The organism is Streptomyces sp. NPDC002676, assembly GCF_053592455.1.
The window spans coordinates 1-22,409 of sequence record NZ_JBSFVT010000036.1 but is presented as its reverse complement, the minus strand read 5'-3'; the positions used below and the strand labels follow the sequence as shown (position 1 = coordinate 22,409).

The following is a 22,409-nucleotide window of genomic DNA, read 5'->3' as shown; positions in this document are numbered from 1 at the left end:
CGCATGGACGTCACCGTGCACCTCGCCCAGGATCCCGAGGCCGACGCGCTCCTCGGGCGCAGTCCGCTCGCCGCGCTGACCGGGATGCTGCTGGACCAGCAGGTCCCCATGGAGTGGGCGTTCAAGGGCCCGGCGACCATCGCCGGGCGCATGGGCGCCGACGACCTGGACGCCCACGAGATCGCCGTCATGGACCCGGAGGCCTTCGCCGCGAAGCTCTCCGAGAAGCCCGCCGTGCACCGCTACCCGGGCTCGATGGCCAAGCGGATCCAGCAGTTGTGCCAGTACCTGGTCGAGCACTACGACGGAGACGCCGAAGCGGTGTGGCGAGGTGTCGGCAGCGGGGCCGAGCTGCTGAAGCGCCTGGAGGACCTGCCCGGGTTCGGCAGGCAGAAGGCGCAGATCTTCCTCGCGCTGCTCGGCAAGCAGCTCGGCGTCGCCCCCAAGGGCTGGCGGGAGGCCGCCGGGGCCTACGGCGAGCGGGACTCCTTCCGGTCGGTCGCCGACATCACCGGGCCCGAGTCGCTCGCCAAGGTGCGGGCGCACAAGCAGGAGATGAAGGCCGCGGCCAAGGCCGCGAAGGCGGCGCAGAAGAGCTGAGTCCGCGGTAAGCCTGCCGGACCACCCGAGTGGCGGGATTCGACGGGCCGCTCTCAGCATGGAACATGACCGAGCAACCGAGCGGTGGCCCCGACTGGGGCCGTGAGTACGACGACCGCGGGGTGCACTCCCGGCAGGCCCCGCACCCCCACGAACCCGAGCCGCCCCTCGAGGGACCGCTGCACGCCCTGTCCCGGGCCACCTGGCAGGTCGTCCTGGTCACCGGCATCGCCTCGCTGGTCCTGGGCGTCCTGGTGCTGGTCTGGCCGGGTCAGTCCCTGCTGGCCTTCGGCATCCTGTTCGGCGTCTACCTCGTGATCAGCGGCATCTTCCAGCTGGCCTCCGCGTTCGGTACACACACGGCGACCTCGCTGCGGGTACTGGCCTTCATCAGCGGCGCGGTGTCGATCCTGCTGGGCCTGTTCTGCTTCCGCGGTCCCTTCCAGTCGATCCTGCTGCTCGCCCTGTGGATCGGCATCGGCTGGCTGTTCCGCGGGATCACGCAGGCCATCGCCGCCGCCTCCGACCCCCGGATGCCCGCCCGGGGCTGGCAGATCTTCCTCGGGATCGTCACCGTCCTCGGCGGCGTCGTCCTCATCGACTCCCCCTTCCATTCGGTCGCCGTACTGACCCTGGTCGGCGGCATCTGGCTGGTCGCGGTCGGGATCGTCGAGATCGTCACCGCACTCAGGATCCGCAGCCGCGCCCGGAGCGTGCCGCGCACCGTGTGAGCCGTACGCCGAACGGGTGTATTACGCGTCCGGTGTGCTGAACCCCGGGCGTGTCGTGGGCAGATGACCCCCATGAGCACCGCACGACGCCTCCCACGCAGCCGCGCCTGGCTGCGGGTGCTCGTGCTGCTGCTCGCCCTGCTGGTACCGGGCGCCCGTGCCGAGGCCTGTGCGGCGCCCGTCGCGTCCGGGGAGACCGTCGAGTACGACGGCCCGTACGACGCCCTCTACGACGCCCCGGGCCTGGCCGTACGGCCACCGGCCGGCGCCGTCCGCCGGACCGCCGTACCCCTGTCTCCGGCGCCCCTGGCGGCCCCGGCGTCCGCCGCCGCGGAGCACCCCCTCCCGGCCGCGCCACCGCCGCCGTACACCCTGCGCACCCTGCGCTCCGTGGTCCTGCGCTGCTGACAGAGCCCGCCCCGAGCGAGACCCGTCAGTACGACGCAAGGAACACAGCCATGCCCACAGACCCGTACGCGGTCCTGCGCGCCCTGCTGCGCGCGGAGGCCCGGCGCAGCGCGCCGCCCCGACCAGAGACGCCAGTAGCGAGGGAACAGGAGCGGTCACCGAAGGAACGGGGCCACTGAACCGCACCGGCGGGGGCGGGCCCTACCGTCCCCGCCGGGCCGGAGCCCCGGTTCAGCTTCTCGTACGCCGACTCGCGGTCCACAGCCTGTGCACAACGACCGCGGAGCGGGGAAGCTGCACCGCGCGACTCACTCTTCTGCGGCAACTGCGACCTCTGTTTCCGATCCCGTTTCCGATCCCGTCTCCGACGTCTGTTCCTGGTCCCCGCGCCGATACCGACCGGTATGCCCATGTTCGCGGCGTGTTTTCCAGCGTCGCACTCCGTCGCCATGGCTGCGCCCGGAACGCCTTGGCCGGTAGGCTTTCCGTGTGATCTTCAAGCGCATCGGAAACGGCCGGCCGTACCCCGACCACGGCCGGGAAAGCACCCGGCAGTGGGCGGACGTCGCGCCGCGCCCGGTCCGCCTCGATCAGCTCGTGACCACCAAGCAGCAGCTCGATCTGGAGACCCTGCTGGCGGAGGACTCGACGTTCTACGGCGACCTCTTCGCGCACGTCGTGAAGTGGCAGGGCGACCTCTACCTGGAGGACGGACTGCACCGCGCCGTCCGCGCCGCCCTCCAGCAGCGCCAGGTGTTGCACGCGCGCGTGCTCGAACTCGACTGACCTCGGCGCGCCACACGGTCGTTGACCCTTTCGGGTTCCGCTGAGCGACGTCGACTGATCATCTAATAGGCATCGCCGCTCGGGCGCACTACGCTGCGCCCATGAGCATGCTGACTCCCCCTGGCATGGGCGGCAAGTACCGGATCACGGGGGACAAATACCCGCGGATGCGCCCACCGCGGCGACGCGGCAGGCTCGCGCTCGCCGTCGTGGCGTCCGTCGCCGCGCTCGGCCTGATCGGCTGGGGCACGCTGCAGCTCATCGACGTCTTCACCGGCGGCGGCAAGAAGACCTCGGCGGCCCGCGCCAAGGCCCACTGCCACACCAGGACCGCCACGGCCGCCCAGGCGAAGGTCCTGCCCAGGCCCGGCCAGATCACCGTGAACGTCTACAACGCCACCGAGCGCAGCGGGCTCGCCAAGAACACCGCGGACGAGCTGAAGAAGCGCGGCTTCAAGATCGGCGACGTGGGCAACGCCAGCGACGAGTTCGACAAGAAGGTCAAGGGCGCCGGGGTACTCCTCGGTCCCCCGTCCGCGCTGAACACCTCGCTGCCGGTGCTGGCGACCCAGCTCGCGGACGCGGAACGGCGCACCGATGCGAAGCGCACCGGTGCGGACCTCGACCTGATCATCGGGGACGCCTTCAAATCCCTGACTCAGCAGGCGGCGGCCGGCAAGGCGCTGACCGCGCTGACGGCGCCGGCGCCTGCCGCTCCGGAGAAGGGCTGCTGAGTCCGCCCAGGGAGTTGCCTTTCAGGGCGTTCGCCCAGGGACTTGCCCCTCAGGGCGCTTCTTCGGCTCGCCTGTTCGGCTCGCCTACTCCGCGGCGCCGTACAGCCGGTCCCCCGCGTCGCCCAGGCCCGGGACGATGTAGCCGTGCTCGTTCAGGTGGTCGTCCACCGCTGCCGTGACGACCGTCACCGGCGTGCCCGCCAGCTCGCGTTCCATGACCTCGACGCCCTCGGGGGCGGCGAGGAGGACCACGGCGGTCACGTCGTCGGCGCCGCGCTTGATCAGCTCCTGGATGGCGGCGACCAGCGTGCCGCCGGTGGCCAGCATCGGGTCCAGGACGTACACCTGGCGGCCCGAGAGGTCCTCCGGCATGCGCGAGGCGTACGTGGAGGCCTGCAGCGTCTCCTCGTTGCGGATCATGCCCAGGAAGCCCACCTCGGCGGTCGGCAGCAGCCGGACCATGCCGTCCAGCATGCCGAGACCGGCCCGCAGGATCGGTACGACCAGCGGGCGCGGGCGGGCCAGCTTGACGCCGGTGGTCCGCGCGACGGGCGTCTGGATGTCGACCTGCTCGGTGCGCACGTCCCGCGTGGCCTCGTAGGCCAGCAGGGTGACCAGTTCGTCGGCGAGCCGGCGGAAGGTCGCGGAGTCGGTGCGCTGGTCGCGCAGAGTGGTGAGCTTGTGAGCGACCAGGGGGTGGTCGACGACGTGGAGACGCATGCCCCTAACGGTACCCGCGAACAGGACCCTGCCGACCCTGGCGCCGGAGCGCCCGTCCGGGGGAAAGTGGGAGGGACGGACTGGGGTGGTGTGACGTGCCTGACCTGCCTGACCTGCCTGAGGACGCGTCCGGGAACGTCAAAGACCCGGCCGAGCCCGCGACACCCGAGACGGACTCGGCCACACCCGGGACGGACGCCGAACGGCGGCGTCGCCGCGCCCAGTTCCTGCGCGACCTCGCCGAGGCGCGCGCGCTGCGCGAACGCGTGCAGCCGCGGCGCGCCAAGGCCGCCCGGCTGCAGCACGCCATGCGGATGAGAACCTTCCGTTGGTAGGGCGGTCCCGGTAAGAAAGTTCCGGGAAAGTTCCGTAAAAACGGCCCCCCGGCAAGGAAGATCAACGAGGGCGTCGGCGTTTGCGGTGGTGGGCGTGCGCGGGCGGCTGGAAAAGCCGCGTACGATCCGCAGGTGGCGGCAACAAGTGCGCTGGTGAGTGCTTTTCGCTTCACAACCGGATGCTCGATCAAAACAGCCAGACACAGGGAGCCGAAGACGTCCCCTGAACGCCTTGTTTCTGCCACGATTCCGAGTGGGCGGGGCTCGGAGCGCAGCTCCCTCCGCCCAGAACCTCCGCCGGGGGGACCCCCAACCGGCACGCCTATGACCAGTGGGAGAGTCACGGTGTACTTCGCCGCACTGCTCGCGCGCACCGAAGACGGGTGGGAAGCGAGCGACACAGAGCTCGACGATGTGGAGACCCTGTCGGATCTGGCCGACCTGGCCCGGGAAGCCTCTCCCGAAGAGGACACCGTGCTCGTCCTGATCGAGCAGGAGGACGCCTGGTTCGGCGTCGTCCGCGTGGACGGCGAGGACGACCCTCGCATCTACGTCTCGGATGCCGCCGCAGCCGCCCGCAGCGCCTACGGCGAGCTGCTGCTCACCGACGAGCTGCTGGGCCGGGAGCCCGGCGCCGACGACGGCCCCGACCTGGAATCCCTGAACCTCGACGGCACGGAGGACGGCGAGGACGAGGCCTCCGACGACGAGGAAGCCGGTGCCGCCGCCGACGCGGTGCCGCACAGCCCGGTGGGCGACAGCGAGATCCTCGACGACCTGGGCGTCAGCGCGAAGGAGCTGCGCACGCTGGACGCCGAGGACGCGCTGGGCGCGATCGCCGACGCGCTGGGCGCCTCGGAGGTCCTGGAGACCGTCCGCTGACCGCACCACGGGACCCGGCGGCCACCCCGGACCCGGTGCGCGACCCCTGGCGGGCCGCCATGCGGCTCGCCCTGGAGGAGGCCGAGCGCGCCGTCGAAGGCGGCGACGTCCCCGTCGGCGCCGTCGTGCTGTCCCCGGACGGTACGACGGTGCTCGCGACCGGGCACAACGAGCGCGAGGCCACCGGCGATCCCACGGCACACGCTGAGGTCCTCGCGATCCGGCGGGCCGCGGCGGCTCTGAGGGAATCGGCGGCGCGAAGCGCCCCCGGCGAGGGTGGTGGACGACGGGCGGGCGAATGGCGGCTGAGCGGCTGCACGCTGGTGGTCACGCTGGAGCCGTGCACGATGTGCGCGGGCGCCCTCGTCCAGTCCCGCGTGGACCGGGTCGTCTACGGCGCCCGGGACGAGAAGGCCGGCGCGGCGGGCTCGCTGTGGGACGTGGTGCGGGACCGCCGGCTCAACCACCGCCCGGAGGTCATCGAGGGCGTGCTCGCCACGGAGTGCGCACGGCTCCTCACGGAGTTTTTCCGGGACCGGTGAATACCGATTTCGGACCACGGCCCACCGTGCTGTAAGGTCTCCCTCGGTAGCGTGTCCGAGCGGCCGAAGGAGCTCGCCTCGAAAGCGAGTGTGGCGCAAGTCACCGAGGGTTCAAATCCCTCCGCTACCGCTTGAGAAGGGCCCTGTCATCTGACGGGGCCCTTCGTGCACATACCCTCAAGTGGCGAACGGGGCGCGGGGGTTAAACTCGCGGCCGGCAGCAGGGGCACAGGGACGGCAGGGGAGGCCGGATGGCGGTGAACACGAAGAAGATCGCTGTGTACGCGCTCGTGGTCTTCGCGCTGTACGTGATCATCACAGACCCGGCCAAGGCCGCCGACTACGTCCAGATAGGCTTCGAGGGCATATCGGACGCGGCCAAGGCCATAGGCGACTTCATGACCTGGGTCGCCAACGGAGGAAAGAGCTGAGGTAACCCCCATGATCCGCCACCTGGTCCTCTTCAAGCTCAACGAGGGCGTCGAGCGCGACGATCCGCGCGCCCAGGCGGGCGCGGAGGCCTTCCGGGCCCTCGGCGGCCAGATCGAGGAGCTGCGCTTCTGGGAGTGTGCCTGGAACATCGCCGACCGCCCGATCGCCTACGACTTCGCGATCAACTCGGCGGTCGAGGACGCGGACGCGCTCAAGCGCTACCTGGAGCACCCGGCCCACCAGGCCGCCGCGGCCCAGTGGCGGGAGTTCGCCACGTGGGTGATCGCCGACTACCCGTTCTGAGCCACTCGCGGCACCGGACGCGACACCAGCCCTCCGCCGGAACGGCGGGGGGCCTTCGTGCGTCTTGGGCCCCAACTTGTCGAAATTTGAACACAACACGGCGTTATGCGGTGCTTGCACACAGTGCACATGTCTTGTGATGCTATGACCGCTTTTGACGGATGATTGACCGTGAAGAGGTGGCGTTGACCGTGTCGGCCAGTACTGCGCCGCCCCAGGAGGAGGCACCCGCATCGACACCCACTCCCACACCCGCACCCGCACCCGCACCCGCACCCACTCCCGCCCCCGCGGATCCCCCGGCCCCCGAGAAGCGCCGCGGTGCCGACACCCGCGCGCTGACCCAGGTGCTCTTCGGCGAGCTGAAGCAGCTCAGGCCGGGCACGCCGGAGCACAACCGGGTGCGGGGGGCGCTGATCGAGGCCAACCTCCCGCTCGTGCGCTACGCCGCCGCCCGTTTCCGCTCCCGCAACGAGCCCATGGAGGACGTGGTCCAGGTCGGCACCATCGGCCTGATCAACGCCATCGACCGCTTCGACCCCGACCGGGGCGTGCAGTTCCCCACCTTCGCGATGCCGACGGTGGTCGGCGAGATCAAACGGTACTTCCGGGACAACGTCCGCACGGTCCACGTACCGCGCCGGCTGCACGAGCTGTGGGTGCAGGTCAACAGCGCGACCGAGGACCTGACCACCGCCTTCGGGCGCTCGCCCTCGACCGCCGAGATCGCCGAGCGGCTCAGGATCAGCGAGGACGAGGTGCTGTCCTGCATCGAGGCGGGCCGCTCGTACCACGCGACCTCGCTGGAGGCCGCACAGGAGGGCGACGGGCTGCCGGGCCTGCTGGACCGCATCGGCTACGAGGACCCGGCCCTGGCCGGCGTGGAACACCGCGACCTGGTCCGCCATCTCCTGGTCCAACTCCCCGAGCGGGAACAGCGGATCCTCCTCCTGCGCTACTACAGCAATCTCACCCAGTCACAGATCAGCGCGGAACTCGGCGTCTCCCAGATGCACGTCTCGCGGCTGCTCGCCCGCAGCTTCCAGCGCCTGCGGTCGGCCAACCGGATCGACGCGTAACCGCATACAGGATCGATTGATCACCGGCACGAGCGAATCGCTCACCAGGGCGGTTCCCGACAGTTGTGTGCCGAAAGGCCGTCAGACCCCTTTTTTCCAGGGCCGATTCGCATCTTGCATGTCGACATGTCACTACAGCGTGTTGCCGACATGTGACATTCTGCGGGAAGCGCGTTTGCCGTGGCTCCGGCTCCGGTATTCAGGTGAAGGCTGCGTTGCTCGAAGGGGCGCCGCCACGACCGTCCCGCGACCCAAAGGGGGTGGCATGTCCGCAGAACAGGGCAGCTCGAAGGTGCTCACGCCCACGATGAGCGAGGCAGCGCCCAAGGAGCTCGACGCTCTCGACGTGCTCGACAGCCTTGAAGGCGTACCGGCCCTCGACGCCGTGCCGGCCCCGCCCGTCCCGGCCGCAGAGGCCGCACCGGCCCTGCCGGCCCTGCCGGCCCCGGCGGACATCGACACCCGCACCCTGTCCCGCTCCCTGTTCCTGCGGCTCGCCGCCCTCGGCGAGGACAGCCCGGAGCGCGGCTACGTCCGGGACACCCTGATCGAGCTGAACCTGCCGCTGGTCCGCTACGCGGCGGCACGCTTCCGCTCCCGCAACGAGCCGATGGAGGACATCGTCCAGGTCGGCACCATCGGCCTGATCAAGGCGATCGACCGCTTCGACTGCGAACGGGGCGTGGAGTTCCCGACGTTCGCGATGCCGACGGTGGTCGGCGAGATCAAACGGTTCTTCCGCGACACCTCCTGGTCGGTGCGCGTCCCGCGCCGCCTCCAGGAGCTGCGCCTGGCCCTCACCAAGGCCAGCGACGAGCTGTCCCAGAAGCTGGACCGCTCCCCGACGGTGACGGAACTGGCCGCCGTGCTCGGCGTCTCCGAGGAGGACGTGGTCGACGGCCTCGCGGTCGGCAACGCCTACACGGCCTCCTCGCTGGACTCCCCGGCCCCCGAGGACGACGGCGGCGAGGGCTCCCTGGCCGACCGCCTCGGCTACGAGGACACCGCCCTGGAGGGCGTGGAGTACCGCGAGTCCCTCAAGCCGCTGCTGGCCAAACTCCCGCCCCGGGAGCGCCGGATCATCATGCTGCGGTTTTTCGCCAACATGACCCAGTCGCAGATCGGCGAGGAGGTCGGCATCTCCCAGATGCACGTCTCCCGTCTGCTCACCCGGACCCTGTCCCAGCTGCGCGAGGGCCTGATCTCGGACTGAGTCCACACCGGAGGGTTCCGATCTGACGGAGCGTCAGCCACCATGGCGGGATGCTGCGTACGACGACGTGGACACGTGGCCGCCGAGGCGCCGTTACGGCAGCGTCGGCGGCCGCCGTCTGTCTGGGCGGGATCCTGGGCGCGTGCGCCGGTTCGGGCGGCCCAGGCGGCGGTTACGTGGCCGTAGGGGGCGTGGGCGGCGCGCCGGGGCCGGGCGACGGCGCGGGGACACCGACGGGCGGCGTACGGATGGTGCCGCTGGACGGGACCACGCCGGGCAATGACCGCAACCCGCCGCAAAAGGGCGGGGCTTCACAGTCGTCAACGGCACCACCGTCCTCCGGGGCCTCCGCTGCTTCCGGAACGCCTGCCCCTGCCGGAACGGCCACCGTCACCCCCGTCCCCTCCGGCTCCCCGTCGGGCAGCACCGGAGGCGAGGCCAAACCCGTGCCGTCCCCGCCGAGTTCACCGCCCCCGGGTTCACCGCCCCCGAAGCCGACAGCCGGTCACACCGAGCCCGCCACGCCCGCCGACCTCACCTGGGGCGACCCCAAGCGGAAGGCCACGGACCAGCGGTGGTGCGAGCAAGTGACCGTGTCCTTCCGCAACTCCGGTGGCACGGCGGTGCGTTCGGGCACGGTGACGTTCGGGACGCACGTCATCGGCGCGCTCGGCATCGACTGGGGCACGGTCGAGTCGACCGCGGACCTGCCGGTGCCGATCGGGCCGGGCGCACGTACGTCCCCGACGTGGACGGTGTGCGTGGACGCCTGGCGGGTACCGCTCGGCATGCACATCGAGACGCGGGACGTCTCGGTGAAGTGGAAGTGATCGCCCGCTGACTACTTGAGCGCCAGCCAGGCCACCGCGGCGACGACCGCCACGGCGACGACGATGCCGACGATCAGACCGATGCGGGGGCCGGAGGAGGCCGCCGCCTGCTGCTGCCGGCCCTGCGGGGCCTCGTCGACGAACGCCCGGAACATCTGCGTGCTGCCGGCGGGGTCGTAGTTGCCCTGGGGGCCCTGGGTGTTAGCCATGACCCGAGACACTAGCGAATCCGGGTGTGCGGCCCAAGTGCGGGGCCGGGGGGACAGAGGGGGGCAGCTCAGGCCGCACCACCTGCGCGTTTACGTTCGCAATACTTGCCTTTGCCAACTTTTTGCGCCCGCCGGTCGTCGATTTATTTGCCTTCGGCAACCAACAGTCTTTAAAGTTGCCCGAAGCAACGAATATGGAAGGTGTGAGATGGCCGAGCAGGCGCTGTACGAAGAGCTGGTGCGTCAGCTCAGTGCCGTCGGAGCCGTGAAACGGGACCTGGGGCGCATCCTGCCGCCCGACTGCCCGGCCGGCTCGGCCGCCGTGCTGAACCTGCTCGGCTGCCACGGCGACATGCGCATGAGCAAGCTCGCGGAACTGCTCGCCGTGGACATGTCGGTCACCAGCCGGCACGTCGCGCACGTCGCCGCACGCGGCTGGATCAAGCGGTCCCCGGACCCCGCCGACAAGCGCTCGCGGATCCTGCACCTGACGCCCGCGGGCCTGGCGCAGCTCGACGAGCTGTCCCGGCGGACCAGCCGGCTGCTCGCCGAGCGGCTCGCCGACTGGAGCGACGACGAGGTCGGCCAGCTCATCCGGCTGATGACCCGCCTGCGCGCCGGCTTCGGCGACTGCCGGTCCGCCACGGTCCGGCTCGCCTCCGAAGCCGCCCCCGTATTCGCAGCGATCACCCGTACACCCGCAAGCACGTAAGCAAAGGAAGCCCATGGCAACGACCACACCAGCCGGTGTGCGGGCTCACGCCAAGCACGGGGGAGGCTCCGCCGAGCACGCCCCCATGACGCACCGGCAGATCATGGAGGCGCTGTCCGGCCTGCTGCTGGGCCTGTTCGCCGCCATCCTCTCCTCGACGATCGTCACCAACGCCCTGCCGACGATCATCAAGGACCTCCACGGCGGGCAGTCCGCCTACACCTGGGTCGTCACCGCGGCGCTGCTCGCGATGACCGCCTCGGTTCCGCTGTGGGGCAAGCTGGCCGACCTGGTCAGCAAGAAGGCGCTCGTCCAGATATCCCTGGTCATCTACATCGCCGGCTCGGTCGTCGCCGGTCTCGCGCAGAACCCCGCGATGCTGATCAGCGCCCGTGTCATCCAGGGCCTCGGCGCCGGCGGTCTGTCCGCCCTGGTGCAGGTCATCATGGCCGCGATGATCTCCCCGCGGGAGCGCGGCCGTTACTCCGGCTACACCGGTGCCACCTTCGCCGTCGCCACCGTCGGCGGTCCGCTGCTCGGCGGCGTCATCACCGACACCGACTGGCTCGGCTGGCGCTACTGCCTGTTCGTCGGTATCCCCTTCGCGCTGATCGCGCTGCTCGTGCTGCAGAAGACGCTGCACCTGCCGGTCGCCAAGCGCCAGGTCAAGGTCGACTGGGCGGGCGCCTTCTTCATCACCGCCGCCGCCTCGCTGCTGCTGATCTGGGTCACCTTCGCCGACGACAAGTACGACTGGCTGTCCTGGCAGACGTACACGATGGTCGGCGGCACGATCGTGCTCACGCTGCTGTTCGTCTTCACGGAGACCAAGGCCGCCGAGCCGATCATCCCGCTGCGCCTGTTCCGCAACCGCACCATCTCGCTGGCCTCGCTGGCCTCCCTGTTCGTCGGTGTCGGCATGTACTCCGGAACCGTCTTCTTCTCGCAGTACTTCCAGCTGGCCCGCGACAAGTCGCCGACCATGTCCGGCGTCATGACCATCCCGATGATCGGCGGTCTGTTCGTCGCCTCCATGGTCTCCGGACGGTTCATCACCAGCACCGGACGCTGGAAGGGCTGGCTGGTCGCCGGCGGCGTCTTCCTCACGGCGGGCCTGGCCCTGCTCGGCCTGATGCGCTACGACACCCCCTACTGGCAGCTGTCCATCTACATGGCGCTGCTGGGTACCGGCGTCGGCATGATGATGCAGAACCTGGTCCTCTCCACGCAGAATCAGGTCGCCCCGCAGGACCTGGGCGTGGCCTCCTCCGTGGTGAGCTTCTTCCGCTCCCTCGGCGGTGCGGTCGGCGTCGGCGTGCTCGGCTCGGTGATGTCGACCCGGATCACGCACTACGCCAAGGACACCATCACCGAACTGAGCCCGAAGGCACAGGCCGCGGCCGGCCACGCCGTGGGCGGCGGCTCGCTGCCGGACATGGACCTGCTGCCCGCTCCGGTCCGCAACTGGCTGGAGGGCGCCTACGGCCACGGCATCGCCGACGTCTTCCTCTACGCGGCACCCTTCGCCCTGATCTCGTTCTTCGTGGTGCTGTTCATCAAGGAGGTCCCGCTGAAGACCAAGGGAGCCCTGGCGCAGGCCGCCGAGGGCGCGACCCCGGCCGACGCGCAGGCCCCCGCCGAGGTCCCTGCTGTCACGGAGACCACCGGTGAGGCTCCGGCCGCGGAGCGGGTGCCCAGCTGGGCCGCCCCCGTGCTCGGCGAGAACGGCACCGCGGTGAGCGCGGCCACGCAGCTGACCGCCGTCGCCACGATCGCCGAGCCCGGCACCGCCGGCGGCGCCATCGGCAACGGCAGCACCCCGGTGCACGGCTTCGTGCGCGGCACCGAGAACGCCCCGGTCCCGCAGGCCGCGGTCACGCTGATCTCCCTCTCCGGCCGCCAGCTGGGCCGCGCGGTCGCCCAAGCCGACGGTTCCTACGCGGTGGACGCGCCGGGCGCGGGCTCGTACGTGCTGATCGCCTCCGCCGACGGCTACCAGCCGCAGGCCTCCACCGTCGTGGTGGGCGAGGAGCCGCTGGCGTACGACCTCCTGCTCAGCGGCACCAGCGGACTGACCGGTGTGGTCCGGGCCGCCGGGAGCGCGCTGCCGGTCAAGGACGCCATGGTGATCGTCACCGATGTGCGCGGGGACCTGCTGGCCACCGCCGCCACCGGGGAGCAGGGCGACTTCGCCCTCACCGAGCTGGTGCCGGGCGCGGTGACCGTCGCCGTCAACGCGAGCGGCTTCCGGCCGCGCGCCCTGCCGGTCGAGGTCGGCGCCACCGGGGTCACCCGGATCGAGGTCGACCTGGACGCCGGCGCCCACCTCCAGGGTGTCGTCCGGGCACCGCACGGTCCGCTGGCCGACGCCCGCGTGACCCTGGTCGACGCGGCGGGCAACGTGGTCGGCACGTCCACCACCGGGACGGACGGGGCGTACGCCTTCACCGACCTGGACAGCGGCGAGTACACCGTCATCGCGGCGGGCTACCCGCCGGTGGCGACGGCCCTGACCGTGGCCGGCACCGGGGTCGACGGCCACGACCTCGAACTCGCCCACCCCGGCGAGTAGTTCACTGCCGGCCCGTGGCGCACATACACGTCGTGCGTGCCACGGGCCGGATTCATACGACCGATGAGTAAGGCTTTGCAGGGAGAAAACGGGATGGGACTGACCGCGAGGATCCGTACCCGGGACGGATGGGCCGTGTCGCACGCGGTCGTCACGGTGACCGACACGACCGGCGCGCAGGTGCTGCGCGCGGAGGCGGACACCCAGGGGGCCGTACGGGACGCCACCGAGCTGGCGCCCGGGGCGTACACGGTGATCGTGACGGCCGTCGGGTACGCGCCCGCCGCGGCCGGCGCGATCGTCACCGCGGGCGGCCGGGCCGAGATCGGCACGGTGACGCTGGCTCGGCAGGGCGGCACCGAGCTGCCGCCGCCCGGCCCGTGGACCATCGACCCGGCGCACTCCTCGGTGGCCGCGGTCGCCCAGCACCTCGGGATCTCCAGCGTGCGCGGCCGGTTCACGGAGTTCGGCGGCACGATCGAGATCGCACCGGACGACATCGCCAAGTCCCACGTGGAGGCGGCCATCCGGGCCGCGTCCATCGACACCGGCAACGGCATGCGGGACACGCACCTGAGGTCCGCGGACTTCCTCGACGTCGAGACCCACCCGGAGATCACCTACCGCTCCACGGGTCTGACGCCGGCCGGCCCGGACCGCTGGACGGTGCACGGCGAGCTGTCCCTGCACGGCATCGTCCGCCCGGTCGACCTGGACCTCGCCCACCTCGGCACCGGCGCCGACCCGTGGGGCGGCACCCGGGCCGCCTTCCGCGCGACGGCCGAACTGCACCGCGAGGACTTCGCGATGAACTACAACCAGGTCGTCCAGGCCGGCATCGCCGCCATCGGGACGACCCTCAAGGTCGAACTGGACGTCCAGGCGGTCCAGGGCGACCGCCTGCCGACCGCCTGAGGCCCCGGCCGCCCGACCTTCCGGGCGGGTCAGCCGCGGGCGACCATCGCCTCGATGCCGGCCACCAGCAGGTCCAGGGCGAAGGCGAAGTCCCGGTCCATGTTCTCGGCGACCGTGGCCCCGCCCCGGGCCGCCCTGATGTCCTCCGTCTCCTGGATGACCTCGGCGGTCTCCGGGGACTCGGCCACCATGGTCAGCGCCTGCGCGTAGTACTCGTCCGCGCTCAGCCCGGAGTCGGCGATCGTCGTGAAGAAATGGCTCTCGACCGTGCCGTAGCCGTACACGAACTGGAAGACGGCCGAGATCGCCCCGGCCAGCCGGTGCGCGGGCAGCCCCGTCCGGCGGACCACCCGCTGCACCACCCGGGAGAACGCCCGCGCGTTCGGGCCGATGTTGAGGTAGCGCCCGGCGAGCGGGGACAGCCAGGGGTGGCGGACCAGCAGCGCCCGGTACTCCGCGGCCAGCGCGCGCAGCTGGTCCCGCCAGTCCTCCCCGTCGTCCTCCGGGTCCGGCAGCCGCAGCTCGCCGAAGACCGCGTCGAGGGCGAGTTCGAGCAGCTCGTCCTTGGTGTCCACGTACCAGTACAGGGACATCGCGGTGACGTTCAGCTCGCCCGCCAGCCGCCGCATGGAGAACTTCGCGAGCCCCTCGGCATCCAACAGCCGTACGGACACCTCGGTGATCCGCTCCCGGTCCAGCCCGGAAGGCTGCGCGCTGCGCCCGCCGCGCCGTGCCTTGCCGCCGAGCCACACACTGCCTCGCGGCGCCCGCTCAGCCACCTTCGCCACCCGCGCACCCTCCTCGAATTCCGGCAACCCTCACGATGCTAGAGGGGCGGCCGAACCGAAGGCAGCGCCTGTCGGCTCCTCCGGATCAGCTCCCGGACGTGCGCCGGGTCAGGTCGTAGAACGTGGCCGATCCGACCGTCACCTTCTTGAAGTTGCTCTGGACCCACGAGGTGATCCGGGAGGACGTGCCGTTGCCGCCGCCCATGCCACCACCCATGCCGCCGCCCGCGATGAAGTAGTGGATCCTGCCTTGCGCCACATACTTCTTGAACTGGGCCGGCGTCGGGGACGGGTCGGTGCCGTTGAAGCCGCCGATCGCCATCACAGGGTCGCCGGTGGCCAGTTGGTAGCTCGCGGCGTTCTGGGAGCCGATGCCCGCCGCGACCCAGGTGTACTTCCCGGCGTCCTTCTCCAGCAGTTTCCTGGCCGCGGAGCTGACGTTCGCGCCGTTCAGCAGGCCGCCGGCGCCACCGGCGCCCATGCCCATACGGCCGCGTTCGCCCTGCACAGGGCCACCACCGGGGAAGGTGTTGCCGTTCTGGCCGGGCATGCCACCGCCCGGGAAGCCCTGGCCCTGGCCGGGCATTCCTCCGTTGCCGTTCTGCCGGCCCTGCTGGCCCTGCTGACCCGGCATGCCGCCGCCGAAGCCGCCGCGCAGCCCGCCGCCGTTTGCGCCGGGGCCACCGTTGCCCCCGGGAGCGCCGCCGGGACGGCCGCCGCCGAAGCCCATCATGCTCGCGCCCGCCGGGCCTGCCGTCGGGATCGAGCCCGTGTGCGCGGAGTTCACCGTGCTCAGGGTGTACGCCGTCGGACCCGCCAGCGCGGCGAGCAGGCCCACCGCGGCGGTGCCGAGGGCGAGTTGACGGGAAAGGCGGCCCGCGAAGAGCAGGCCGAGCGCCGCCGTGAGGCCGCCGGTCAGGACCAGCCACTTCAGCCACGGCAGATAGTCGGGCGTGCGGTTGAGCAGGACGTACCCCCAGACCGCCGCGGCCACCACGGAGGCGGCGAGGGCGAAGGACGCCCAGGTCTCCTTCCGCCGCTCCCACAGCAGCCCGGCGCCCATGCCGGTCACGGCCGCGAGATAGGGGGCGAGGGCCACGGTGTAGTACTGGTGGAAGATGCCCGCCATGTAGCTGAAGACCGCCACGGTGATCAGCAGCGAGCCGCCCCACACCAGGAACGAGGCGCGCGTGACGGAGGTACGTGGTGCCATGGGGGTCCCCCCGCTCGAGCGAAGTCGAGAGTGGGGGAGGGTCGCCCACAGGGCGGCCAGCAGCAGGATCAGCGCGGCCGGGAGCAGCCAGGAGATCTGGCTGCCGATCTCGGAGTTGAACATCCGGTCCCAGCCCGTGGCGCCCCACCGCCCGGCGCCGCCACCGCCACCGCCGCCCCCGCCGCCGACGCTGCCGGTCTCGTCGCCGTTGATGCGTCCGAGGCCGTTGTAGCCGAAGGTCAGTTCAAGGAAACTGTTGTGCTGCGAACCGCCGATGTACGGGCGGGAGCCGGCGGGCCACAGCTCGACGGTCGCGACCCACCAGCCGCCCGCCACCACGAGAGCGACGGTCGCCAGGCCGAGCTGCACCAGCCGCTTCTTCAGCTTCACCGGTGCGCAGACGGCGTAGGCGAGCGCCAGCGGCGGCAGGATCAGGAAGGCCTGGAGGGTCTTGGCGAGGAAGGCGAAGCCGATCGCGACACCGGCCCACACCAGCCACTTCGTCCGCCCGTCCTCCACGGCCCGGACGACGAAGTAGCAGGCCAGCGACATCAGCAGGGCCAGCAGTGCGTCCGGGTTGTTGAAGCGGAACATCAGCGCCGCGACGGGGGTGAGCGCGAGGACCGCGCCCGCGACCAGTCCGGCCAGGGGGCTGAACCGGCGTCGTACGGACGCGTACACGACCGCCACCGTGCCCACGCCCATCAGCGCCTCGGGCACGAGCATCGCCCAGGAGTTCAGGCCGAAGATCCGTACCGACAGCTCCATCGGCCACAGGAACGCCGAGGGTTTGTCCACGGTGATGGCGTTCCCGCCGTCCAGCGAGCCGAAGAAGAACGCCTTCCAGGACGTGCTGCCCGCCTGAACGGCCGCCGAGTAGAAGGAGTTGGCGTAACCGGAGGCGCTCAGGTCGTAGAGGTAGAGGACGAGGGTGGCGGCGAGCAGGCCGAGGAAGGCCGGGCGCACCCAGCGGGGGTCCTCGGGACGGGTACCGGAGCCCGGTGCCTGCGGGGCGTCCGGCGACTGCTGTGGCGTGGTCGGCTGGTCGTAGTGCGTGGTCATCGGGCATCCCCCGGGTCGGTGTCGTAAGGGCCCCGGTCCGGGAAGACCCAGGCGCGGAAGAGCAGGAAGCGCAGCACGGTCGCCGCGAGGTTGGCGGCGATGAGCACCGCCAGTTCGGTGGAGTGCGCGGGGTGGTCGGTGGCGCCGCTCAGGGCGGCCAGGGAGCCGCTGGTCAGGGCGAGGCCGATGCCGAAGACGACCAGTCCCTGCGCCTGGTGCCGGACGGCCCCGCCCCGGCCGCGCACCCCGAAGGTGAGCCGGCGGTTGGCGGCGGTGTTGGCTATCGCCGACACGAGCAGCGCGAGCGCGTTGGCGACCTGCGAGCCGGAGAACTGCCGGAAGCCGCTGTAGAGCAGCAGATAGAACAGCGTGGACAGGCCGCCGACCACGCAGAACCCGACCAGCTGGCGGGCCAGCCCCTTGGGTACGTCCTTGATCTCGCGGTCGCGCGGGTCGTCGCCGAACGGGCGGGTGAGCCGGTCCAGCGGCAGCGAACCGGTGGCCAGGGCCTTGCCGACGCGCAACACGCCCCTGAGGTCGTCCGTCGCCGTCTTCGCGATGTGGACGGTGGAGTCGGGATCGTCCACCCAGTCGACCGGCACCTCGTGGATCCTGAGCCCGGCCCGCTCGGCCAGCACCAGCATCTCGGTGTCGAAGAACCAGCCGGTGTCCTCCACCAGCGGCAGCAGCACCTGGGCCACCTCACGGCGGATCGCCTTGAAGCCGCACTGGGCGTCGGAGAAGCGGGCCTGCAGCGAGCCGCGCAGGATCAGGTTGTAGGCCCGGCTGATGAACTCCCGCTTGGGGCCGCGTACGACCCGGGAGGCGCGGGCGAGCCGGGAGCCGATCGCCAGGTCCGAGTGGCCCGAGATCAGCGGCGCCACGAGCGGCAGCAGGGCGTTGAGATCGGTGGACAGGTCGACGTCCATATAGGCGAGGACCGGGGCGTCCGAGGCGGACCACACCGTCCTGAGGGCGCGCCCCCGGCCCTTCTGCTCCAGCCGGAAGCCGGTGACCTCGGGCAGCTCGGCCGCCAGCCGCGCCGCCACCAGCGGGGTGGTGTCCGTGGACGCGTTGTCCGCGATCGTGATGCGGAAGGCGTAGGGGAAGGTGCGCATGAGGTGCGCGTGCAGTCTGCGCACACACGGCTGGAGGTCCTTCTCCTCGTTGTAGACGGGGATCACTACGTCCAGGACAGGTGTACCGGCGTCTGTGGCCGGGAGGTGCTCCCGCGCCGGCAGGGTGCCGGGAGAAGAGTCGGTTGGCATGGCACCGACTCTCGTCAGGCCCCCTGTCGCGCCCGTGTGGTGGCGCTGTGCTGTGCCTGTGAGTGCGGTTGCGCGTCGGATTCGGGGGCGAGCGCGGGCAGATGGACGGTGAACACCGTGCGCCCCGGGGCGCTGTCCACGGTCACGGCACCGCCGTGCGCGGCGGCGACGGCCTGCACGATGGCGAGGCCGAGCCCGGTGGAGCCGGTGGCCCTCGACCGGGCCGAGTCCCCGCGCGCGAACCGCTCGAAGACGTGCGGCAGCAGGTCCGGCGGGATCCCCTGCCCGTTGTCCTCGACGTCGACGCAGATCCAGGGCCCGCGCCGCTGCACCCGCGCGGTGACGGTCGTACCGGGCGGGGTGTGGTTGCGGGCGTTGCCGAGCAGGTTGACCAGCACCTGCTGCAGCCGTGCCGCGTCCGCCGTCACGAGGGCGGGTTCGTCGGGCAGTTCGAGGCGCCAGTTGTGGTCCGTGCCGGCCGCGCGGGCGTCGCTGACGGTGTCCACGACGAGCGGGACGAGGTCGGTCCGGTCGAACTGGAGCGGCCGGCCGGCGTCGAGCCGGGCGAGCAGCAGCAGGTCCTCCACGAGGAGGGTCATCCGCCCGGCCTCGGACTCGATCCGCCCGAGGGCATGTCGCGTGTCGGGCCCGACCTGCTCGCGCCCGCGCCGGGTCAGCTCGGCATACCCGCGGATGGAGGCGAGCGGGGTGCGCAGCTCATGACTGGCGTCCGCGACGAACTGTCGTACCCGCATCTCGCTCTGCTGGCGGGCGTGCAGGGCGCCGTGCACATGGTCCAGCATCCGGTTGAGCGCGGCACCGACCTGGCCGACCTCGGTGTGCGGGTCGCACTCGGACTCCGGGACCCGCTCGCTGAGGTTCACCTCGCCTGCGTGCAGGGGAAGTTCGGAGACCCGGGTGGCGGTGGCGGCGACCCTGCGCAGGGGGCGGGTGGCCACGCTGACGATGACGGTGCCGGCGAGGGAGGCGGCGAGCAGGCCCGCCACGGTGACACAGACCTCGACGACGATCAGGGTGTCGATGTTGTCGTCGACGTCCTTGGTGGGCAGGGCGACGTAGTAGGCGTCGGCGCCGTCGAAGCTCACCTTGTACCGGACGCGGTAGTCGCCGAGACCGGGGAGGCCGACGGTGTGCGGCTTGCCGTCCTCGGGCACCTTGGCGAGCGCCCGCTGCTGCGCGGCGGTGAGGTCGACGGTGCCCATCTTGCGGAACCCGCCGTAGCTGTCGTTCAGCTGCACGGCCTTGCCGGCGCCGGCGATCGAGCCGTTCTTCACGTACGCCGCGACGGTGCTGGGCTGCGTCGGGCCGTTGGCGAGGAGGTGCTCGATCCGCTCGCTGGGCGTGATGCCGGTCCTGGACGGGACGACGGGCGCGGTCGGGGTGCCGGGTTCCGTACCACCGGGGTTCGGGAGCCGGCCGCCCGCCGCGCGCATGGCGATGTCGCCGACCTTGTCGTCCAGCTGGCCGTACAGGTGCGAGCGCAGCGCGAGCGTGGTGACGGTGCCGATCACCGCGCACACCACGGCGATCAGCACCACGGATGCGACGACGAGCCGGGTCAGCAGGGTGCGCGGCTGTCGCGCCCGGCGCGCCTGCGGACGCGGCCGTCGTCGCCCGCTCATGCGACGGCGGGCTTGATCAGGTAACCGGCTCCGCGCCGGGTGTGGATCATCGGCTCCCGCCCGGCGTCGATCTTCCGCCGCAGATAGGAGATGTACAGCTCGACGACGTTGGCCTGCCCGCCGAAGTCGTACGACCACACGCGGTCCAGGATCTGCGCCTTGCTGAGCACGCGCCGAGGGTTGCGCATGAGGAAGCGGAGCAGTTCGAACTCGGTGGCGGTGAGATGGATGGACTCCCCGCCCCGAGACACCTCATGGCTGTCCTCGTCGAGCGTCAGATCCCCGACGACGAGCACGGACTCCGACCGCCGGTCGGCGGCCCCGGCCCGCCGGATGAGCCCGCGCAGCCGCGCGACGACTTCTTCGAGGCTGAACGGCTTGGTGACGTAGTCGTCCCCGCCGGCCGTGAGCCCGGCGATACGGTCCTCGATGGCGTCCTTGGCGGTGAGGAAGAGGACGGGCACGTCCGGCAGTTCGCGCCGCAGCCGCCCGAGGACGGCCAGCCCGTCCATGTCGGGCAGCATCATGTCGAGCACGACGGCGTCGGGCCGGAACTCGCGGGCCGCCTGCACGGCACCCTGCCCGTCCCCCGCACTCCTGATCTGCCAGCCCTCGTATCGGAGGGCCATGGAGAGGAGTTCGGTGATCGACAACTCGTCGTCCACCACAAGCACGCGGACGGGGCTCCCGTCCGGCCTCAGCAGTTCGGTGCGCCCCTGGGGCGAGGTCGTGGTCATGGTGGACACCCTGTCGGCATCCTCTGAGAGCACGCTTTCACGAGTCTGTGAATTTCCTGAGAAACACACAGGCGGTTCTCAGGGAGCACCTGGGAATCCCTTGCGTACGCGGGAACTACGCCCGCAGGAACGCATTGGCGTGCTCGACCCGGGCGATGTGGATCGAGTACTGCTCGTACCACTGCCGCAGCCCCTCCCGTTTGGCCGCGAGGTGCTCGGGATGGCGGCGCCACTGCTCGATACCGGCGAGGTCCCGGAAGTAGGCGACGGAGATGGCGAGTCCGCCGGGCGTGTGGGCGAAGTCCTCACCGAGGAAGCCGGGGATGCCCTTGACGAGGCCGGAGAGGTGGGCGGCGGTGCGCTGGTATCCGCCGGGGTCGTTCTCGGTGCGCAGGGAGGTGAACACGACGGCGTAGTAAGGAGGTTCGAAGGTGGGCGTGGGACTGACAGGGGCAACAGGCTGTTCGCTCATGTCGACCACGATGACCCGGCCACCGCCCCGGGGTCCACGGACCTTGCCCAAAGGGATCCGTAAGGGATCCAACTCTTGACCCTTCGGGCCAGGAGATCAGAACAAACCGTCCTGCTCCTGCACGAACTCCCTGACGGGCAGGGCGAAATGGCCCGCTCGGGTGCCCAGGGGCACCAGCTCCCAGCCGGTCATGAGCCGCGTGTCCAGGACGACGACCCCGCGCCCGCCGACGGCCAGATGCAGATCGGGCCCGGCTGCGGCGACCAGCTCCCCGTCCACGGAGCCACCCGCGACGAGTTCGGTGACGGCACCGGCGGCGCGCGGGATGTCGGCGAGGCCGAACGCTGATACATGATCGACGATCCGACAGGGCTCCCGCCTCAACGACTCGGGCCATGCGTCGAGTTCGACGGAACGCTGGTGCAAAGCCCGTACCTCCGCGGCCCGTTCGCCCTCCGTCCTGGGCAGCTGGGACCGCACGGCCCGCTTGTCCGCGTACGGGATCCGATCCGGCACCTGGAGGGCCGCCCGCAACAGCTCCTCGGTACGGCGGGCCGCCATCAGCGGGCCGCTGCCGAGCCAGCTGAAACAGACGGCGCCCTGTTCGAGCAGCCGCGCCGAGCCCCGCTCCACGGCGGTGATCCCGACCTTGACCATGCCGGGACCGAACCAGGCCAGATAGACGCGGTACGGCCGTGGATCGTCGGCGATGGTGTCGGCGGCCACGGAGTGAGCCCGGTCCAGCCGCGCACACTCCTCGCACCGGGCCCCCGTACTCCGCCCCGGCACGGCAGCCGACACCGGACAGACATGCCCCCGCGCCCCCACACACCGCCGCACGGCCCCCTCCGGCACGGCGAAGGCCACCCGCTTCCCCCACGACAGCGCACTGCGCCGCCCACCGTCCCACGCCAGCACGGGGCCGTCCGGCGTCCAGCGGAGTCCCGAGCACTTCCACATGTGTGCCATCACTTGTGAGGGTAGATGGCCAGGCAGTATGTGCCGAACGGCCCCCTCGGAGTGATCTCCGAGGGGGCCGTTCGTGCCCAGGGGACAGGAGGACGGCGCAGCGTTCAGTACTGCTCGGTCTCCATGAATCCCGTATTCCCGTTGTCGTCCGCGTCGAAGGCGGCGGCGGTGGGGTCGAATCCGGGCGGGCTGTCCTTCAGGGCCAGGCCCATGCCGGCCAGCTTCGCCTTGACCTCGTCGATGGACTTCGCACC

At 71.2% G+C, this 22,409-nt stretch carries 26 protein-coding genes, 1 tRNA gene and 1 pseudogene; 18 read left to right on the top strand and 10 right to left on the bottom strand.

Annotated features, from left to right (window positions below):
* Positions 1-3: 3 nt before the first annotated feature.
* From ACWD3E_RS41210 to ACWD3E_RS41185, 6 genes are all read left to right on the top strand, one after another.
* The gene (locus ACWD3E_RS41210) at positions 4-600 is read left to right on the top strand and encodes an HhH-GPD-type base excision DNA repair protein (RefSeq protein WP_451392593.1); all 597 of its coding nucleotides are present in this window, start codon (positions 4-6) and stop codon (positions 598-600) included.
* 65 nt (positions 601-665) lie between these two features.
* Positions 666-1,331, top strand: a complete 666-nt coding sequence (locus ACWD3E_RS41205) for an HdeD family acid-resistance protein (protein WP_451392592.1) — start codon at positions 666-668, stop codon at positions 1,329-1,331.
* Between the two features lie 72 nt (positions 1,332-1,403).
* Complete coding sequence (locus ACWD3E_RS41200) at positions 1,404-1,739, top strand: hypothetical protein (RefSeq protein ID WP_451392591.1); 336 nt, start codon at positions 1,404-1,406, stop codon at positions 1,737-1,739.
* Positions 1,740-1,789: 50 nt separating this feature from the next.
* Positions 1,790-1,918: a hypothetical protein gene (locus tag ACWD3E_RS41195; RefSeq protein WP_451392590.1), complete on the top strand. Its 129-nt coding sequence runs from the start codon at positions 1,790-1,792 to the stop codon at positions 1,916-1,918.
* A gap of 310 nt (positions 1,919-2,228) precedes the next feature.
* Positions 2,229-2,525, top strand: a complete 297-nt coding sequence (locus ACWD3E_RS41190) for a type II toxin-antitoxin system VapB family antitoxin (protein WP_004943146.1) — start codon at positions 2,229-2,231, stop codon at positions 2,523-2,525.
* A gap of 101 nt (positions 2,526-2,626) precedes the next feature.
* The gene (locus ACWD3E_RS41185) at positions 2,627-3,259 is read left to right on the top strand and encodes a LytR C-terminal domain-containing protein (RefSeq protein WP_451392589.1); all 633 of its coding nucleotides are present in this window, start codon (positions 2,627-2,629) and stop codon (positions 3,257-3,259) included.
* Positions 3,260-3,343: 84 nt separating this feature from the next.
* On the opposite strand, the gene upp is transcribed toward ACWD3E_RS41185, so the two are convergent.
* A complete protein-coding gene (gene upp, locus ACWD3E_RS41180) occupies positions 3,344-3,979 on the bottom strand; it encodes a uracil phosphoribosyltransferase (protein ID WP_451392588.1) in 636 nt (211 codons plus the stop codon).
* Positions 3,980-4,074: 95 nt separating this feature from the next.
* Between upp and ACWD3E_RS41175 the strand changes: the two genes are divergently transcribed.
* The 9 genes from ACWD3E_RS41175 (at position 4,075) to ACWD3E_RS41135 (ending at position 9,595) form a co-directional block, all read left to right on the top strand.
* Complete coding sequence (locus ACWD3E_RS41175) at positions 4,075-4,314, top strand: hypothetical protein (protein ID WP_451392587.1); 240 nt, start codon at positions 4,075-4,077, stop codon at positions 4,312-4,314.
* Positions 4,315-4,659: 345 nt separating this feature from the next.
* A complete protein-coding gene (locus tag ACWD3E_RS41170) occupies positions 4,660-5,196 on the top strand; it encodes a tRNA adenosine deaminase-associated protein (protein WP_451392606.1) in 537 nt (178 codons plus the stop codon).
* A gap of 59 nt (positions 5,197-5,255) precedes the next feature.
* On the top strand, positions 5,256-5,738 hold the full coding sequence (tadA, locus tag ACWD3E_RS41165; protein ID WP_451392605.1) for a tRNA adenosine(34) deaminase TadA: 483 nt from the start codon (positions 5,256-5,258) through the stop codon (positions 5,736-5,738).
* A gap of 45 nt (positions 5,739-5,783) precedes the next feature.
* A tRNA-Ser gene (locus ACWD3E_RS41160) sits at positions 5,784-5,868 on the top strand.
* 121 nt (positions 5,869-5,989) lie between these two features.
* The gene (locus tag ACWD3E_RS41155) at positions 5,990-6,169 is read left to right on the top strand and encodes a hypothetical protein (RefSeq protein ID WP_451349789.1); all 180 of its coding nucleotides are present in this window, start codon (positions 5,990-5,992) and stop codon (positions 6,167-6,169) included.
* Positions 6,170-6,179: 10 nt separating this feature from the next.
* Positions 6,180-6,473: a Dabb family protein gene (locus ACWD3E_RS41150; protein WP_451392586.1), complete on the top strand. Its 294-nt coding sequence runs from the start codon at positions 6,180-6,182 to the stop codon at positions 6,471-6,473.
* Between the two features lie 161 nt (positions 6,474-6,634).
* Positions 6,635-7,552, top strand: a complete 918-nt coding sequence (locus ACWD3E_RS41145) for an RNA polymerase sigma factor SigF (RefSeq protein WP_451392585.1) — start codon at positions 6,635-6,637, stop codon at positions 7,550-7,552.
* Positions 7,553-7,817: 265 nt separating this feature from the next.
* A complete protein-coding gene (locus tag ACWD3E_RS41140; RefSeq protein ID WP_451392584.1) occupies positions 7,818-8,765 on the top strand; it encodes an RNA polymerase sigma factor SigF in 948 nt (315 codons plus the stop codon).
* A gap of 50 nt (positions 8,766-8,815) precedes the next feature.
* The gene (locus ACWD3E_RS41135; RefSeq protein WP_451392583.1) at positions 8,816-9,595 is read left to right on the top strand and encodes a hypothetical protein; all 780 of its coding nucleotides are present in this window, start codon (positions 8,816-8,818) and stop codon (positions 9,593-9,595) included.
* Between the two features lie 11 nt (positions 9,596-9,606).
* On the opposite strand, the gene ACWD3E_RS41130 is transcribed toward ACWD3E_RS41135, so the two are convergent.
* A complete protein-coding gene (locus tag ACWD3E_RS41130; protein ID WP_451349794.1) occupies positions 9,607-9,804 on the bottom strand; it encodes a hypothetical protein in 198 nt (65 codons plus the stop codon).
* A 208-nt stretch (positions 9,805-10,012) separates the two neighbouring features.
* On the opposite strand from ACWD3E_RS41130, the gene ACWD3E_RS41125 reads away from it, so the two are divergent.
* From ACWD3E_RS41125 to ACWD3E_RS41115, 3 genes are all read left to right on the top strand, one after another.
* Positions 10,013-10,516 carry a MarR family winged helix-turn-helix transcriptional regulator gene (locus ACWD3E_RS41125; protein WP_451392582.1) on the top strand — a complete coding sequence of 168 codons (504 nt, stop codon included), beginning with the start codon at positions 10,013-10,015 and terminating at the stop codon, positions 10,514-10,516.
* A 13-nt stretch (positions 10,517-10,529) separates the two neighbouring features.
* Positions 10,530-13,088: an MFS transporter gene (locus tag ACWD3E_RS41120; RefSeq protein ID WP_451392581.1), complete on the top strand. Its 2,559-nt coding sequence runs from the start codon at positions 10,530-10,532 to the stop codon at positions 13,086-13,088.
* A gap of 93 nt (positions 13,089-13,181) precedes the next feature.
* Complete coding sequence (locus ACWD3E_RS41115) at positions 13,182-14,003, top strand: YceI family protein (RefSeq protein WP_451392580.1); 822 nt, start codon at positions 13,182-13,184, stop codon at positions 14,001-14,003.
* 29 nt (positions 14,004-14,032) lie between these two features.
* Here the strand turns inward: ACWD3E_RS41115 and ACWD3E_RS41110 are convergent, their stop codons facing one another.
* The 8 genes and pseudogenes from ACWD3E_RS41110 to ACWD3E_RS41075 all read right to left on the bottom strand — a co-directional run.
* Entirely contained in the window at positions 14,033-14,791 is a 759-nt protein-coding gene (locus ACWD3E_RS41110; protein WP_451392579.1) for a TetR/AcrR family transcriptional regulator, read from the bottom strand.
* A gap of 85 nt (positions 14,792-14,876) precedes the next feature.
* On the bottom strand, positions 14,877-17,066 hold the full coding sequence (locus ACWD3E_RS41105) for an ArnT family glycosyltransferase (protein WP_451392578.1): 2,190 nt from the start codon (positions 17,064-17,066) through the stop codon (positions 14,877-14,879).
* Positions 17,063-18,334 carry a glycosyltransferase gene (locus ACWD3E_RS41100; protein WP_451392577.1) on the bottom strand — a complete coding sequence of 424 codons (1,272 nt, stop codon included), beginning with the start codon at positions 18,332-18,334 and terminating at the stop codon, positions 17,063-17,065. Before ACWD3E_RS41100 ends, ACWD3E_RS41105 begins: the two co-directional genes overlap by 4 nt.
* 14 nt (positions 18,335-18,348) lie before the next feature.
* Positions 18,349-19,977, bottom strand: coding sequence for a HAMP domain-containing sensor histidine kinase (locus ACWD3E_RS41095; protein ID WP_451392576.1), 1,629 nt, complete (start codon positions 19,975-19,977; stop codon positions 18,349-18,351).
* Positions 19,974-20,714 carry a response regulator transcription factor gene (locus ACWD3E_RS41090; protein WP_451392575.1) on the bottom strand — a complete coding sequence of 247 codons (741 nt, stop codon included), beginning with the start codon at positions 20,712-20,714 and terminating at the stop codon, positions 19,974-19,976. Before ACWD3E_RS41090 ends, ACWD3E_RS41095 begins: the two co-directional genes overlap by 4 nt.
* A 115-nt stretch (positions 20,715-20,829) precedes the next feature.
* Complete coding sequence (locus ACWD3E_RS41085; RefSeq protein ID WP_451392574.1) at positions 20,830-21,186, bottom strand: antibiotic biosynthesis monooxygenase family protein; 357 nt, start codon at positions 21,184-21,186, stop codon at positions 20,830-20,832.
* A 96-nt stretch (positions 21,187-21,282) separates the two neighbouring features.
* Positions 21,283-22,155, bottom strand: coding sequence for a DUF2797 domain-containing protein (locus tag ACWD3E_RS41080; RefSeq protein WP_451392573.1), 873 nt, complete (start codon positions 22,153-22,155; stop codon positions 21,283-21,285).
* 104 nt (positions 22,156-22,259) lie between these two features.
* Positions 22,260-22,409: pseudogene (locus ACWD3E_RS41075) on the bottom strand (DNA-directed RNA polymerase subunit alpha); the annotation flags it as partial.

Excerpts from the sequence above, each read along its gene's own strand:
- ACWD3E_RS41155 (WP_451349789.1), top strand. The coding sequence starts at position 5,990 with ATGGCGGTGAACACGAAGAAGATCGCTGTGTACGCGCTCGTGGTCTTC.
- ACWD3E_RS41135 (WP_451392583.1), top strand. The coding sequence starts at position 8,816 with ATGCTGCGTACGACGACGTGGACACGTGGCCGCCGAGGCGCCGTTACG.
- ACWD3E_RS41205 (WP_451392592.1), top strand. The coding sequence starts at position 666 with ATGACCGAGCAACCGAGCGGTGGCCCCGACTGGGGCCGTGAGTACGAC.
- ACWD3E_RS41080 (WP_451392573.1), bottom strand. The coding sequence starts at position 22,155 with ATGGCACACATGTGGAAGTGCTCGGGACTCCGCTGGACGCCGGACGGC.
- ACWD3E_RS41100 (WP_451392577.1), bottom strand. The coding sequence starts at position 18,334 with ATGCCAACCGACTCTTCTCCCGGCACCCTGCCGGCGCGGGAGCACCTC.
- ACWD3E_RS41120 (WP_451392581.1), top strand. The coding sequence starts at position 10,530 with ATGGCAACGACCACACCAGCCGGTGTGCGGGCTCACGCCAAGCACGGG.
- ACWD3E_RS41150 (WP_451392586.1), top strand. The coding sequence starts at position 6,180 with ATGATCCGCCACCTGGTCCTCTTCAAGCTCAACGAGGGCGTCGAGCGC.
- ACWD3E_RS41140 (WP_451392584.1), top strand. The coding sequence starts at position 7,818 with ATGTCCGCAGAACAGGGCAGCTCGAAGGTGCTCACGCCCACGATGAGC.
- ACWD3E_RS41185 (WP_451392589.1), top strand. The coding sequence starts at position 2,627 with ATGAGCATGCTGACTCCCCCTGGCATGGGCGGCAAGTACCGGATCACG.
- upp (WP_451392588.1), bottom strand. The coding sequence starts at position 3,979 with ATGCGTCTCCACGTCGTCGACCACCCCCTGGTCGCTCACAAGCTCACC.
- ACWD3E_RS41090 (WP_451392575.1), bottom strand. The coding sequence starts at position 20,714 with ATGACCACGACCTCGCCCCAGGGGCGCACCGAACTGCTGAGGCCGGAC.
- ACWD3E_RS41195 (WP_451392590.1), top strand. The coding sequence starts at position 1,790 with ATGCCCACAGACCCGTACGCGGTCCTGCGCGCCCTGCTGCGCGCGGAG.
- ACWD3E_RS41200 (WP_451392591.1), top strand. The coding sequence starts at position 1,404 with ATGAGCACCGCACGACGCCTCCCACGCAGCCGCGCCTGGCTGCGGGTG.
- ACWD3E_RS41210 (WP_451392593.1), top strand. The coding sequence starts at position 4 with ATGGACGTCACCGTGCACCTCGCCCAGGATCCCGAGGCCGACGCGCTC.
- ACWD3E_RS41095 (WP_451392576.1), bottom strand. The coding sequence starts at position 19,977 with ATGAGCGGGCGACGACGGCCGCGTCCGCAGGCGCGCCGGGCGCGACAG.
- ACWD3E_RS41085 (WP_451392574.1), bottom strand. The coding sequence starts at position 21,186 with ATGAGCGAACAGCCTGTTGCCCCTGTCAGTCCCACGCCCACCTTCGAA.
- ACWD3E_RS41125 (WP_451392582.1), top strand. The coding sequence starts at position 10,013 with ATGGCCGAGCAGGCGCTGTACGAAGAGCTGGTGCGTCAGCTCAGTGCC.
- ACWD3E_RS41115 (WP_451392580.1), top strand. The coding sequence starts at position 13,182 with ATGGGACTGACCGCGAGGATCCGTACCCGGGACGGATGGGCCGTGTCG.
- ACWD3E_RS41145 (WP_451392585.1), top strand. The coding sequence starts at position 6,635 with ATGATTGACCGTGAAGAGGTGGCGTTGACCGTGTCGGCCAGTACTGCG.
- ACWD3E_RS41105 (WP_451392578.1), bottom strand. The coding sequence starts at position 17,066 with ATGACCACGCACTACGACCAGCCGACCACGCCACAGCAGTCGCCGGAC.
- tadA (WP_451392605.1), top strand. The coding sequence starts at position 5,256 with ATGCGGCTCGCCCTGGAGGAGGCCGAGCGCGCCGTCGAAGGCGGCGAC.
- ACWD3E_RS41130 (WP_451349794.1), bottom strand. The coding sequence starts at position 9,804 with ATGGCTAACACCCAGGGCCCCCAGGGCAACTACGACCCCGCCGGCAGC.